This is a genomic window from Flavobacterium luteolum, from assembly GCF_027111275.1.
GTDB classification, from domain to species: domain Bacteria; phylum Bacteroidota; class Bacteroidia; order Flavobacteriales; family Flavobacteriaceae; genus Flavobacterium; species Flavobacterium luteolum.
Genome location: NZ_CP114286.1, coordinates 1,214,796 through 1,228,016 on the forward strand (window position 1 = coordinate 1,214,796; position 13,221 = coordinate 1,228,016).

The 13,221-nt window shown below is 31.9% G+C and carries 12 protein-coding genes and 1 tRNA gene; 11 read left to right on the forward strand and 2 right to left on the reverse strand.

All coding sequences use genetic code 11. The features are described from left to right. Positions 1-32 precede the first annotated feature (32 nt). Complete coding sequence (locus OZP10_RS04995; protein WP_095929482.1) at positions 33-425, reverse strand: START-like domain-containing protein; 393 nt, start codon at positions 423-425, stop codon at positions 33-35. Between the two features lie 150 nt (positions 426-575). Between OZP10_RS04995 and OZP10_RS05000 the strand changes: the two genes are divergently transcribed. From OZP10_RS05000 to OZP10_RS05025, 6 genes are all read left to right on the forward strand, one after another. Next, a tRNA-Met gene (locus OZP10_RS05000) sits at positions 576-649 on the forward strand. Positions 650-724: 75 nt separating this feature from the next. Next, entirely contained in the window at positions 725-1,135 is a 411-nt protein-coding gene (locus OZP10_RS05005; RefSeq protein WP_281633762.1) for an ACT domain-containing protein, read from the forward strand. Between the two features lie 71 nt (positions 1,136-1,206). Then, positions 1,207-1,464 (forward strand): hypothetical protein, encoded by a 258-nt coding sequence (locus OZP10_RS05010; RefSeq protein ID WP_281633763.1) that lies wholly within the window; start codon positions 1,207-1,209, stop codon positions 1,462-1,464. Positions 1,465-1,661: 197 nt separating this feature from the next. After that, positions 1,662-2,030: a hypothetical protein gene (locus tag OZP10_RS05015; protein WP_281633764.1), complete on the forward strand. Its 369-nt coding sequence runs from the start codon at positions 1,662-1,664 to the stop codon at positions 2,028-2,030. A gap of 19 nt (positions 2,031-2,049) precedes the next feature. After that, positions 2,050-3,468 carry an aminotransferase-like domain-containing protein gene (locus OZP10_RS05020; RefSeq protein ID WP_281633765.1) on the forward strand — a complete coding sequence of 473 codons (1,419 nt, stop codon included), beginning with the start codon at positions 2,050-2,052 and terminating at the stop codon, positions 3,466-3,468. Between the two features lie 221 nt (positions 3,469-3,689). Then, positions 3,690-3,959: a GNAT family N-acetyltransferase gene (locus tag OZP10_RS05025; RefSeq protein WP_281634750.1), complete on the forward strand. Its 270-nt coding sequence runs from the start codon at positions 3,690-3,692 to the stop codon at positions 3,957-3,959. Positions 3,960-4,075: 116 nt separating this feature from the next. On the opposite strand, the gene OZP10_RS05030 is transcribed toward OZP10_RS05025, so the two are convergent. Further along, a complete protein-coding gene (locus OZP10_RS05030) occupies positions 4,076-7,705 on the reverse strand; it encodes a hypothetical protein (RefSeq protein ID WP_281633766.1) in 3,630 nt (1,209 codons plus the stop codon). Positions 7,706-8,009: 304 nt separating this feature from the next. Here OZP10_RS05030 and OZP10_RS05035 point away from each other — a divergent pair, with 304 nt between their 5' ends. The 5 genes from OZP10_RS05035 (at position 8,010) to OZP10_RS05055 (ending at position 13,208) form a co-directional block, all read left to right on the forward strand. Then, entirely contained in the window at positions 8,010-8,531 is a 522-nt protein-coding gene (locus OZP10_RS05035; RefSeq protein ID WP_281633767.1) for an RNA polymerase sigma factor, read from the forward strand. Positions 8,532-8,577: 46 nt separating this feature from the next. After that, positions 8,578-8,787: a hypothetical protein gene (locus tag OZP10_RS05040; protein WP_177212225.1), complete on the forward strand. Its 210-nt coding sequence runs from the start codon at positions 8,578-8,580 to the stop codon at positions 8,785-8,787. A gap of 12 nt (positions 8,788-8,799) precedes the next feature. Next, complete coding sequence (locus OZP10_RS05045; RefSeq protein WP_281633768.1) at positions 8,800-9,642, forward strand: FecR family protein; 843 nt, start codon at positions 8,800-8,802, stop codon at positions 9,640-9,642. A gap of 100 nt (positions 9,643-9,742) precedes the next feature. Continuing rightward, on the forward strand, positions 9,743-12,361 hold the full coding sequence (locus OZP10_RS05050; protein WP_281633769.1) for a TonB-dependent receptor: 2,619 nt from the start codon (positions 9,743-9,745) through the stop codon (positions 12,359-12,361). A gap of 4 nt (positions 12,362-12,365) precedes the next feature. Beyond that, positions 12,366-13,208, forward strand: a complete 843-nt coding sequence (locus OZP10_RS05055; RefSeq protein ID WP_281633770.1) for a DUF4249 domain-containing protein — start codon at positions 12,366-12,368, stop codon at positions 13,206-13,208. Positions 13,209-13,221: the final 13 nt, after the last annotated feature.

Here is a 13,221-nt window from a genome sequence, read left to right on the forward strand (position 1 = left end):
AGGGCAAATATAAGGTATAAAATAGACTTTTACTAAACAGATCCTATAAGATGTTTTAGATCTGAGATTTGATTCTCCCACAATTGTTTAGCTTCACCCAATTCATCTTTATCGGCAAAATCAACTACCATAAGCGATACATCTTTAGTCAATTCATCTACTAAAATATGAAGTTCAAAAAAGTACTCAGTATCCTTACTGCTGTCATCAACCCATTTAAACTTTACTTTTTCTCCAGATTTTTTTGAAGCTAGACGCGCTTTTTCTTGTGAATCATTCCACATAAAGGTAAAAAACTCACCTCTTGAATTAACATTGTCAGCAAACCATTCTTGTAAACCTGACGGAGTTGATATATATTGATACAATAATTGCGGCGAAGAATTGATCGGAAACTCGATTTCGTAACGTATTTTTGAATCCATGTGCTACTTTTAATTTTTTCGAAATATAAGAATATATGTCCAAAAACAATGCATTTTTAAAAATATTTTTTTTTCTTCATTTTATGCTTGTATGCTTTAATAATATTTATATCTTTGCACCCGCAATCAGGAATTCATGATAGCAGTCCAGGCGAGGTAGCTCAGTTGGTTAGAGCGCAGGATTCATAACCCTGAGGTCACGGGTTCAACTCCCGTCCTCGCTACTAGAAGGTAAAACCCTTAGACAGAAATGTTTAAGGGTTTTTTATTATTTTTAAATAAAAAACAATCCTAATTTTATGGAAGGAGAAATTAATTTAAGTACTATTTTAAAGAATCTTAATCCTGTTCTTAATGAAGGAAAATATGTTTTTACAAAAGTTGATGCTCTAGATCAGATTCCTTTTTCAAAGATTTTGTTTCTATTTAAAGAAAAAGAAGGAATCACTTTAGTATTAGAAAAACACTTTGCAGAAGAACTAAATCTTACTTTCTCTTATATTGCTTCTTGGATAACTTTAGAAATTCATTCTTCTTTGGCCGCTGTAGGTTTAACTGCTGCGTTTTCTCAAGCATTAGGAAATGCAAATATTAGCTGCAATGTTGTCGCGGCATATTTACACGACCATATCTTTGTTGATGAGAATGATGCTGTGAAAGCAATGGAAGTACTCCTGAAATTAAAACAAGAAAGTAAAAATTCTTTGTAATTAAAAAATCAAAAAATAACCGCAATAACTCCCATTAAAATAGTTATTTTGCAGATGCAATTTTATAACATATGGACATAGTAAAATTTAAGATCACATCTAAAACGATCAAAGTAGAAGTACGCAATTCTAACAATTATGTTTTTAATTTCAATACTGCTTTGGATATTGCCAAAGAAGATAAAGATGTTTTATTAAAACTTTACAATGCATTAGATCTTCTTTTTAAGAAAGAGCAAATTAGCGAAAACAAAAATTACATTTCGCCAAATCAGACTAATATATTAGACCAGATTTCTGCCGCAGATTTGGAAAAGGAAAACCAATAATTGTTTTTATTGTCCTTTCCTTAATACTTAATTAAAAGAATACCAAAAGTCCTTGAATAAAACATTCAGGGACTTTCTTTTTTTCCTGCTATTTTCTCTTCTCGTCAAAAAGCAGTAATTTTATCTGTATCCATAAAAAAAGCATTTTCTGTATCTGTACCCAAATTTTTAATAGCAATAATTTTGCTAAAAAAGATATGGAACCTAAAGCAGTAACACAGAAAAAAACAACATTTAGAGAAGTTTATGTATTTGATATGGAGATTCTGCAAAACATCTTCATTCAGAACATGCGTGAAAAAGCTGAAGATAAAATGATTTTTGGAATGCCTTTTCTTCTCTGCGAAAAAGACAATGAAATAAATTCGTTTGCCAGTTTAGTATTGGATGAAAATAATGAAATCGGATTTAAAATTTATGATAACGGAAGTTTGACAAATGAAGACAAAGCAGCATTTAATGAATACATCAAAAATTTTCTAACGAAAAAAAGAAGTGCCAATTTTAATAATGCTGAACAACTAAAAAAAAGTACCGAACATTTTATTCATTATTTAAACCTTTAAACGCTTAAGAAAAAGCACAATGAAGAATCAAGAAACATTATATTTAAAAATTGCAAAAATCATTGAAGATCAAATTCACACTGAAACTTTAATGCTTGGCGACAAACTGCCTTCTGTACGAAGTGCACAGAAACTATATAATGTTAGTCTTAATACCATTAAACAAGCGTATTTAGAACTCGAAAGCCGTTCTCTCATAGAATCTCGTCCAAAAACGGGATATTATGTAAGCAAAAGTTCACAACGCACAACAGCACTTCCAACAATTGCGAGTATAAACAATCATGAAACAGAAAATACACCCGAGGAGCTTATTGATAAAGTTTTCGGTACCATCAATCAAACCGATGTAACACAATTTGCACTTGGATTACCTGGGAAAAATTTTCTTCCAATTGCAAAACTTAACAAAGGAATCATCAATGCTGTACGAAATAGAAGTGACGCCGGCACAACCTATGAACCCGTTCAAGGATCTGAAGAACTTCGACGTGCCATTGCAAAATGGGCACTTGTTATGGAAGGAAAAATTACAGAAGATGATCTTGTAATTACTTCTGGCGCTATGCACGCCATGTACAATGCGCTTATGGCCACGACATCTCCTGGAGATAGCGTTGCTGTAGAAAGTCCTGCTTATTTTGGAATACTTCAAGCCATTAAGGCATTAGGTTTAAAAGCTGTTGAAATTCCGACCCATCCTTTGTATGGAATAGATCTCGACGCTTTAAAAAAAGTAATACCTGAAATAAAGGCCTGTTGTTTTGTTACCAATTTTAATAATCCGATGGGGTTTCAAATGCCTGATGAAAACAAACAAGAACTGGTACGACTGATAACACAATATAATATTCCATTAATTGAAGACGATATTTACGGTAATCTTTACTTTGGTTCAGAGCGCCCGAAACCTTGTAAATTTTATGACGAAGCTGGTTTGGTTTTGTGGATCGGATCTGTCTCTAAAACTCTCGCACCAGGTTATCGTGTTGGATGGATTGCTCCTGGAAAATTTAAAGATAAAATTATACGTCAAAAGTTGGTTCAAACGGTTTGTAATTCATCTTTATACTCAGATGTTATCGCAGATTTCTTAGAGCATGGACGTTACGATCATCATCTGAGGTCTTTTAGAAATAAGCTTTACAATAATTACCTTCAGATTAGTCGTGCCGTAGAATCTTATTTTCCAGACAACACCAAAATAGCGCAACCTAAAGGCGGTTTTATGTTATGGTTGGAATTGGATGAAAGAATTTCTACAACAGAATTATACAACACTGCCCTAGCCCAAAAAATCGTCTTTGCGCCAGGAAGAATTTTTTCGCAGTACAATCAATACAACAACTGCATGCGATTAACCTATGTCTTAGAATGGAATGAACGAGTAGATTCTGATTTGGAAAAATTGGGCAGAATAATAAAAAACAGTATTTAGCAGCATTATGAAGAATAAAGATCAAGTAGAAATAACAACTTACAACCCCAAATATCAAAAAAGTTTTAAGGACTTAAATATAGAATGGATTTCAACTTATTTTGAGGTTGAACCCAATGATGTAAAAGCGCTCGATCATGCCGAAGAATATATTATAAACAAAAGGCGGCGAAATATTTTCTGCAATCTTAGACAATGAAGTTTTAGGCGTCTGTGCTTTAATTAAAAGTGACGGAAAAAGTTATGATTACGAATTGGCAAAAATGGCTGTAAGTCCGAAAGCGCAAGGAAAAGGTGTCGGATTATTACTCGCTGAATCGGCAATAAAATGGGCTACTGAAAAAGGCGCTTCAAGAATCTATCTGGAAAGCAACACCAAACTGAAACCTGCTATCAAATTATATGAAAAATTAGGTTTTAAAGAAGTAGAAGGTCTTTCTTCGTCTTACAATAGAGTAGATATTCAGATGATGCTTGCACTTACCTTTTAGATTTAATAGCTTTTATAACCCGCAAATTATCTTTACCAATCATTTTGTAGAAATTAAAAAAAGCCTCAAATTCAAATAAATGAATTTGTGGCTTTTTTTTAAACAAAATCCGCTCTTTAATCAAATCGCTCTTTATATTTTTTGAACAAAGTATTCATTACTAAAAGCACTACTCCTACTCCCAATAAAACTAAGGCTCTTATTAAGAAATCGGCATTTGATAAATCGAAAAACATTAATCGAACGACACAAACACCTACTAAGGAAAGTGAAACATAACGGAAGTATTTTTCTTTTAGAATAATTCCGAGTATCAACAATCCTAAAGATTCCAAAATCCAGAAGAAGGTCAAGATTCCTTTGTCGAATGTGAGATATAAAAATAATCCAATGCTAAAAGTTGCAGGATAAATAATAATACTGTTTTTGAATTGAAAATCTTCGATAAACTTGTAAACGATAAAAATATACAGAGCAAGAAGTACAAATATAATGAGATACACAAACTCAAATTTGGATTCAAAATAGTTGAAACTAACAAAGGCCAAATGAAAATTAGCCAATAAATAATAAACAATACTGATTTCTTTTTTAGTGCTAATCTTTTTATAATAAAGCCAAGCATTTACAATCGCTGTTCCTGACCAAAATACTGGAAGCCATTTGTGCTCCAATTGTGAAAACATAATAATAGAAAGCCAAACGTTAATCACAATTTGATAATCGATCTGAAATGATTTTATAAACTCTTTTTTGTGAATCAGGAAAGTTAAAACAATCAACAATGCTACTGCCGAAAGTTGCAAAATCCAATCCAGTAAAGAGAAATCATTAAGGTTTTTAATGTTATAAAAAACAGAAGCCAAAATAGCTAAAACTCCTATAACTAATACTGATTCTGATACTAATACTATTTTTTTATAAAGAATCAAACCAAAATTGACTAATGCCAGAATCATAAACAGCAAGGGCAGATAAGCCATTTCTACCTGAATAAATAATAAAGCGATTACCCACAAATTTTGAACAATTGGCAAAACTGCAATAAACATTCTACCTTCTTCTTTACGACTTTTAGTCTGCAGATATACATATACAGCAGACAATAAAACACTTATAGTTTCTATAACATAGAGAGTCCATTGATTGTTTTTATTCAACTCAAAAGCACTTAAATAAATCGTTAGGAATACAGCAACAATTAAGAGTACAAAAGAGTAAATATTATAACGCTTGATATTTTCCATTTTTTGAAAAACCCAAAAAGTAACCAATGCCAAAATACCTAAATAAACAGGAATATAATTCATCTCAATACAAGAAAAACCAAAAACCAAAGCATTAAAAAGAACAAAATCAGAGTTTAGAACGTTGAAATTTTTCCATCCTAAAATAATTTCATTCGATTTATTTCTGATTTTTTCTCCAAAGAAAATATAGATTTCAATTGCAGAAAGTCCAACTGCGATTAAACCAATTTCGATATTATTGAAGAATCGCGTATTATACAAAAACACAAAACTTCCAAAAACAGAAAAAGCAAGACAAAACCCATATAATAAAGTTTGATTTTCTACAGAAAGTGTTTTTCGTTTAAACTGAATCCATAAAAATTCATGATTTAGTAAAGCGATTACAAACAATCCGAAAATCTGAACGATATAATAAGCGGCTAAATATTTATACAAAAAGGAGATTAACAAAGCATTAATCCCTATTATTCCAATAGTCTTAACAATAGAATTGTCTTTATAAAAGAACTTCGCAAACCAGTTGAGCGTTGTTACAGCAATAATTCCTGATGCAAAAAGAATATCTAAATTAGATTTTGGCTCTATAAGAATCAAAGTTAATCCTACGCCGATCGAAATTAGCAAAAACACAAATCTGCCAAGATCAAAAGTATCTATTTTGAACTTGAATCGTAAAGAACACCACAATAAAGCCAGAAATACTAAAGGATAATAAAACGAAATTTCGATAGTATGATACCAGCTTATAAAAAACAAAAACGAAAGTAAAACAGAGAAAATTCCATTTAAACTCAAATCCTTCTTGACAATGAAAGAATCGATTTCTAAAAATTCTTTTTTTATGACACAAAAAACAGGAACTATTAACGCCATAAACATTACAACAATAATCGACGCAAAAACATTAGTAACATTGGTCTGATTATAAGATGGATTAACATTGAGAATAAAAAAACCAAAAACAAACAAACATAAAATATGGTTGATGCCCAAAAATATTTTATGCAGTAAAATTTCTTTGCTTTTATAAACAATAAACAAACAAGTCAGAACAAGAAGATACAAGCCGCAGATAATAATATCAAAGCCAACTTTCCAATCATTAAGCATTATAATACTCAAAGCGAAGAGTACAAACGAAACCATTCCGTCTAAATGATACAGCCAAAAGATTTTTTTCTTTCTTGCAAAAAGAGCAGCAAAAAGACAAAGTATTCCCGCTACCAGCAAAACAAAAATTTTGATTTTACTGCCTGTTGAATGCAAAATTAAACCTGCCGCAAATAAAACCCAATTGATGAGATGCGTTAAAAAAGCAATTTTATCAAAATGTGTATTTGCATAAATACTGCGATACTGCATGTACATACAACTTACAGAAACCAAAATAATTCCGAGTATAGCAAACAAATTTTCTGTTGCTGTCAAGGCATTTGCTCCCTGGGTAAACCAAATATCAAATAGGATAAAACCTGAAATAACGATCAATAAATGATATTCCCATTTTTCTTTATACGATAAAACAATTCCAGCTGTTGCGGTTAATGATGCCAATAAAAATGTAACTAAAAGTTTTTCGGGAATTACACATAAAATTAAAATACTCAATATTACATGAAGCGATAAAAAAGTCTGTTGTTTGATAATATATCCAACATACAAATTGAGCGCAATTCCAAATCCAATAAGAGAATAAGCAATTGGAATATTAGCAATAAAAGTCAATGCAGGAATTTGTGAAGCTCCAAAACAACCAAACAAAAATAAACTTGCTCCCGCACTGCGCAGCCAAAGTCCTGTTTTAAACCATTTTTCCTTTCTCTGAAGAAAGTAATATGATCCAACTAGAATTCCAGCATAAAGCCAAAGAATTAAAATTCTAAACATTGGCGAAACTTTCAAAGCTGTGTAAATGCTTAAATAGCCAATTCCTAAAACCATAATTGCAGTTCCAAGAATTCCTGTCCAATTTTCGACAAACTGCTGTTCGAGCTTTTTCATAAAAATCGAAAAAGCACTTTCTACGTAAACTTCTTCTTCTCGAACTTGCGTTTCAGATTGCGATTCAAGAGCATTAAATGAACTGGTTTCTAAAATTTCTTCCAGTTCTGGAGTTTCATTTTTATCCAATCTAGGAAGTGAAGCAGATTCGAAGCTCACAACTGGCTCGATTGACTCTTCAATAGCTTCTTTTTCGTTTTGAACTTCCTCAATAACCGCAAATGATTCTGAGACAACTGGCGAGAAAACTTCTTCAACAGGATCTAAAAAAATCTCTCGTTTCTCAATTACAGATTTAGAGTCATCAACAATAAAATCAGATTGTGAAAGTTGCTTTCTAATCTCAGCTAATTCATTTTTCAAAGTATTAAAATCATCTCTATTTTTTCTGTAAAGTGAATCCAGATGATCATTTTCTTCTTTTAATTTATTAAACTTATTAAACAAGACAACGATACCTACAATTAATGCAAAAAGAATAAAATTCTCCATAGTTTATATTTTGGTTGGGGTAAATGTAGGAATTATTGGTTTAATTTTACTTTAAAAGAAAACATTTAAAAGGAAGAAAATCATTCTCCATTTCATAAAATGACATTTGAAATGATCTTCACTCTAGATTTAAAAAAAATACTACATTAAGTGTAACATTTTCTAAGAACAGCGTCAAATCTTGAATTAAATTACGGTTCTTTGTAACTTATTACATTCTCACTTGAGTTTACTCAAATTCTGAATACAATAATATTGACTCCAATGAGTTTAGAACTAGGAATCTAGTCGCGATATTTTCGTTATGGACAATAAGAAATTTATTTTAAGTTTAAAAAAAGGTAATGAAGCAGCTTTCAAAGAAGTCTACTTCAGCTATTACGATAAACTTATAAATATTGCCAAACGATTTAACTCTTCTGTATTTACTCCCGAAGATTTTGTTCAAGAGACTTTTATAAGATTATATAATAAAAGAGAACTACTTAACGAAGAAGTGCTGTTCGACAAACAGATATTTGTTATCTGCAAAAACATCATTATTAATCACGTTAATAGAGAAAGTAAAATAATACAGCTTAATCCTGCTCAAGTTGACATGCCTGAGGAAGAAACAGATTTGGGAATTTTTGAAGAAAGACAAGAAAAGCTTCAAAATTTTATTAGTCTGCTTCCGGAGCAGCAACAAAAAATATTCACTTTACACAAACTGGAAAACCTTAGCTATAAGGAGATTGCAGAAATAACGGATCTCTCTGAGAAGACCATTGCCAATCATATTTATCTCGCCAGTAAATTTATTCGAAAAAAAATAGAAAACCATTAGGAACTTTTTAGTTCTCGTTTGTTATACTTAAAAACAAGAACTAAAAATGCACATTGAAGCGTATAAAACTAATGTTAGAACAAAAAAAGACGCAAGCTTACTTGTAGCTCTTTTACAGTTTGTTATTTCTGACTGTATTATAAATTTTGATCGTCAGGGACAGGAAAATATCTTGAAAATCGAAACCAACCGCGACATTAAAGAAATGGTTTATCGTGTTTTTAATAAACACGGATTTCAGTGTCAAATCATTTAATAGCTAAAAAAAATGAATCAAGAAAAATTTGATGAGGAATTTGAAAAGTTATGGAATGAAAAACCTGAAGCACATTCAGATAATGAAAAAGAAGCTTCCTGGGAACAATTTCATGCTAAAACATTTTCAGAGAAGAAAAGAAAATTTAAGCCTTGGCGTATTTATGCGGCGGCTTCGGTTTTGCTTTTTGTTCTTATTGGAACTGGAATTTATTTTAACCAAGAACCTACTGCCGAAAACATAGTTCTTGCCGAAAACGTAATTGAAAATACTACCTCAGCAATAAAGTTTATTGTTTTACCAGATAGTTCAAAAGTCGAGTTAAGTCCGAAATCTAAAATTTCTTTCGGGCAAAATTTCGCTTCAAACAGAAAAATAGAAATTGTAGGCCAAGCTTATTTTAAGGTAAAAAAAGACAAACAGCATCCTTTTCAGGTTTTCTGCAACGAAACAACAACTACTGTTTTAGGAACTTCCTTTACAGTTAAAGAATCTGAAAACAGAGAAGTAACTGTTGAACTTTTTGAAGGAAGTGTTCAAATGAATGTGAAAGGCAAAGATCAAAAATGGATCTTGAAACCAGGTGAAAAATTTACTTATGGAAACCAAATTGCTTCAGTAACAGAATTTAGCCGATTTGTAGATTTTGACAACGAAAACCTTTCTGCAGTAAGCCTTTATATTGAAGAAAACTATGGCTATAAGGTGATTCTTCCGAAAGAAAATATGAATCAGAAAATTACGATTCGCATCAATAAAAAAGAAGATTTAAAAACAATTGTACAATTATTATCAGAAATGTATAACCTAAACTTTGAAATAAATGAAGATTTAAAACAGATCACTTTTCAATAAAAAACAAAAAAGGATGTAAGCCGCGAAACTACACATCCTCCTAATTTTCAGGATAACACGAGGTTAATCCGTTTAATAATATTCAAAAATACAAAATTTCATGAAGCATATAATTTCAGCGTGCTTTTTTTTATTCAGTTTATGTATGTCTGCTCAGAACGTTACAGTAACTGTAGATCAAAATGTAACTTTAAAAGAATTCTTCAAACAAATCGAAAGTCAAACCGACTTTAAATTTGCTTTTACAGATCAGATTGATACTAATAAAAAGTATTTTAATAAAAAAAGCACTTTTAAGAATACCGAAGTTAACAAGCTTATTGCGGAATTAAATCAAACTTCATCTGTACAATTTACGATCGTTGGCAGCAATATTTTTGTAAAGCAGAAATCTCAAGTTCAAAAACCAGCCAAAAAAAAAAGTAAGCTAACCGGTCACGTTTATGACGATGAAAGACAACCTGTTATTGGTGCCAACATTTACATAAAAGAATTAGAAACTGGTGTTGTTACAGATTCCGACGGAAAATATAGCATTGATGTACCAAACGGAAGTTATACTGTTCAGGTTAGTTATGTTGGATTTAAAAATGAGGAAAAACGTGTTTCTGTTTCCGATGATACCAAAATCAATTTCAATATCGATTCTGACAGCCAGCAATTGGGAGAAGTTATTATCATGAATAATAAGGCGGTTGACATTAAAAATACTCAAATGAGTGTTAATAAGCTTTCGATGCAGGAAATCAAAAAAATTCCTGTTGCAATGGGTGAACCTGATCCGTTAAAATCAATTTTAACTTTGCCAGGAGTTACCAATGCTGGAGAAGCTTCTTCGGGATTTAATGTCCGCGGTGGTGCTGCAGATCAGAATTTGATTCTTTTGGATGGCGCTCCTGTTTATGCAGACTCGCACATGTTTGGGTTCTTTTCTATTTTCAATGCCGATATTGTTAATGGTTTAGATTTATATAAAGGAGGAATTCCGTCAAAGTTTGGAGGACGTGTTTCTTCTGTTCTAGATGTTACCCAACAAACGGGAGATTTTGAAGAATATAAAGTAAACGGAGGAATTGGTTTAATCTCTAGCCGATTATTAGTTCAAGGTCCTTTAGAAAAAGAAAAAGGTTCGTTTATTCTTTCTGGACGTGCTTCGTACGCGCATTTGTTCATGAAACTGGCTGACAATAATAACTCTGCCATGTTTTATGATTTGAATGCTAAATTGAATTATCGTTTTAATGCTAAGAATACATTGTCTTTTTCTGGTTATTTTGGAAATGATATATTCGATATCAATGATCGTTTTGCTAGCACTTACGGAAGCACAATGGGAATTTTAAGTTGGAAACATAAATTTTCTGATCGTTTGAACAGCAATCTATCTACTTTCTACAGTGATTATAGATTTAATTTAGAAATTCCGATTGAAAGTTTTAAATGGGATAGCAATATTGCGAGTTATGGATTGAAGTACAATTGGAATTTCCAACAATCTGAGAAGTTTAAAATCAATTATGGTATTGATGGTTTGTATTATAATTTCAATCCTGGAGTTGTAAAACCGACTTCGCCAGATTCTCAGTTTAATTATATGCAGCTGGACAAAAAATATGCTTTGGAGGCTTCTGCTTTTGTTGATTTTGAAAATCAGATTACAGAGAAACTGAACTTCCGTTACGGACTTCGTTACAGCATGTTTTACCGTTTAGGAGATGAAACTATCAGCACTTACGAAAATGGTCAGGCGGTAGTATACAATCCGTTATACAAAATCTATGAAGAGGGAACACCAAACGGAAGCATCTCATACGGAAAAGGAAAAACCATCAGCAAGTTCAATAATTTTGAACCTAGAGCTGCTCTTTCTTATGCTTTTAATGACGAAAATTCGATTAAAGCGAGCTACAACCGAATGGCACAATACATTCATATTTTATCAAACACACAGTCTCCGTTGCCAATGAGCATCTGGACACCAAGCGGACCTTTTACAAAACCTCAGCTTTTGGACCAGTATGCGATGGGATATTTCAGAAATTTCAAAGACGGCGACTACTCTTTAGAAACAGAATTATTTTATAAAAATGTTCAAAATCGTATTGATTATATTGACGGCGCTGATGTCTTGGCTAACAACAATATTGAGCAGGTTATTCTAAACGGAAAAGCCAGATCTTATGGTATGGAATTATTGTTTAGAAAAAATACTGGCGTTTTCACAGGATGGATTTCTTATACTTTGTCTAGAGCAGAACAAAAAACTCCTGGAAGAACTCCAGAAGAACCAGGAATTGCAAATGGTGACTGGTATTTGTCAGGTTATGATAAACTGCATAATTTAAGCATTGTAGGAAGTTATGAACTGAATCCGAAATGGTCTTTTAATGGAAATTTCACTTTACAATCGGGTCAGCCGGTAACGTACGCAAATGGATACTACGAAATGGGAGGCATTCACATTCCGAATTATTCTTTGAGAAATGAAAACAGATTACCGCTTTTCCATCACTTAGATGTTGCGGCAACTTACACGCCAAAACCAGATAAAAAGAAAGGATGGCAAAGCTATTGGGTATTTAGCCTTTACAATATTTACAACAGAAAAAATGCTGCTTCTATGAGTTTTACAACCAATGAAGATACGGGAGCAAATGAAACCAGAAGACTTTCTATTTTCGGAATTGTACCTGGAGTTTCTTATAATTTTAAATTTTAATGCTATGAATAAATTGAAAAAATATACAATAATGAACAGAGCACTGGCATTAATAAGTCTTCTTTTTGTTTTTTCTTTTGCTTCTTGCGAAGATGTGGTCAATCTGGACCTGGAAACTGGTGAAACGAAACTGGTTATCGATGCCGAAATTATCTGGAAAAAAGGAACTGACGGAAAGGAACAAACTATAAAAATTAGTAAAACGGCTCCTTATTACAACAATTCTACGCCAAAAGTTTCTGGCGCGCAAGTACGAGTAGAAAACAGTAACGGAGATGTTTTTACCTTTAACGAAACCGAGGCTGGAGTTTACAAATGCACTAATTTTGTTCCTGTAATTGATATGGATTACAAATTATTTATTACTGCTGAAGGACAAAGTTTTACCGCAACAGAAAAGTTAACTTCTACAACTCCAATCACTAAAATCGAACAAAATATCGTTCCCGATTTTGACGGAACAGATATCATTGAATTGACTTTTTATTACAATGACCCAGCAGATCAAACCAATTTTTACGTAACAGATTATCAAAGCTCATTCTTGATTTACCCAGAATATGAAATTACAAATGATGATTTTTATAACGGAAACGAAATTAGCACGAGATACTCTAAAGAAGACAAAATGAAATCTGGAAATACAGTAAAAATTACCCATAGAGGCGTTTCTAAAAACTTCTATAATTACTGGAAATTAATTTTGGAAGCTTCCAGTTCAAATCCTTTTTCTGTACCTCCAGGAAATATTAGAGGAAATATTGTAAATACTTCTGATGCTAATAATTTCGCTTTTGGTTATTTTAGACTTTGCGAAGCTGATCAAATTGATTATTTAGTGAAATAAAAAATCAATTGTA

Coding starts and splice junctions, on each gene's coding strand:
- OZP10_RS05045 (WP_281633768.1), top strand. CDS start 8,800: ATGAATCAAGAAAAATTTGATGAGGAATTTGAAAAGTTATGGAATGAA.
- OZP10_RS05040 (WP_177212225.1), top strand. CDS start 8,578: ATGCACATTGAAGCGTATAAAACTAATGTTAGAACAAAAAAAGACGCA.
- OZP10_RS05030 (WP_281633766.1), bottom strand. CDS start 7,705: ATGGAGAATTTTATTCTTTTTGCATTAATTGTAGGTATCGTTGTCTTG.
- OZP10_RS05035 (WP_281633767.1), top strand. CDS start 8,010: ATGGACAATAAGAAATTTATTTTAAGTTTAAAAAAAGGTAATGAAGCA.
- OZP10_RS05010 (WP_281633763.1), top strand. CDS start 1,207: ATGGACATAGTAAAATTTAAGATCACATCTAAAACGATCAAAGTAGAA.
- OZP10_RS05005 (WP_281633762.1), top strand. CDS start 725: ATGGAAGGAGAAATTAATTTAAGTACTATTTTAAAGAATCTTAATCCT.
- OZP10_RS05020 (WP_281633765.1), top strand. CDS start 2,050: ATGAAGAATCAAGAAACATTATATTTAAAAATTGCAAAAATCATTGAA.
- OZP10_RS05050 (WP_281633769.1), top strand. CDS start 9,743: ATGAAGCATATAATTTCAGCGTGCTTTTTTTTATTCAGTTTATGTATG.
- OZP10_RS05015 (WP_281633764.1), top strand. CDS start 1,662: ATGGAACCTAAAGCAGTAACACAGAAAAAAACAACATTTAGAGAAGTT.
- OZP10_RS04995 (WP_095929482.1), bottom strand. CDS start 425: ATGGATTCAAAAATACGTTACGAAATCGAGTTTCCGATCAATTCTTCG.
- OZP10_RS05055 (WP_281633770.1), top strand. CDS start 12,366: ATGAATAAATTGAAAAAATATACAATAATGAACAGAGCACTGGCATTA.